The sequence below is a fragment of the Flavobacterium xizangense genome (genome assembly GCF_054075145.1).
This window is the reverse complement of sequence record NZ_JBSIPG010000043.1, coordinates 1-335: the sequence shown is the minus strand read 5'-3', so window position 1 is coordinate 335 and position 335 is coordinate 1. Positions and strand designations below refer to the sequence as shown.

The following is a 335-nucleotide window of genomic DNA, read 5'->3' as shown; positions in this document are numbered from 1 at the left end:
TTTTGATCCCGCGGCAAAGACAAAACAGTCTTCGTATTATGCAAATCCTAATCCAACACTTAACGGAAATCCGGCTCTCGAGGCCACTTCATATCCTTTCAGCAGAAAAGAAATGGAGGCTTCTCCTCTTAACAGGGTATTAAAACAGGCAGCGCCTGGGAATGCCTGGTATTCAGGATCTGGGCATGAAATTAAAACAGGCTATCAAGCCAATGTCGCTGGTGAAGTAAAATTATTTTCTGTGGTTACTGTATGGAATTCTGCATCTGGACTATATGAGATCTCTTTTAGAAACAGCGGCTACTACAATGCCAATGAGCTTTACAAAACCATTA

1 protein-coding gene is annotated in these 335 nt (G+C 41.8%); it reads left to right on the top strand.

Translation table 11 applies throughout. The features are described from left to right. Positions 1 to 335 (top strand): DUF6443 domain-containing protein (locus ACWA1B_RS22425; RefSeq protein WP_456910801.1); only part of this gene is annotated, 335 nt, incomplete at both ends.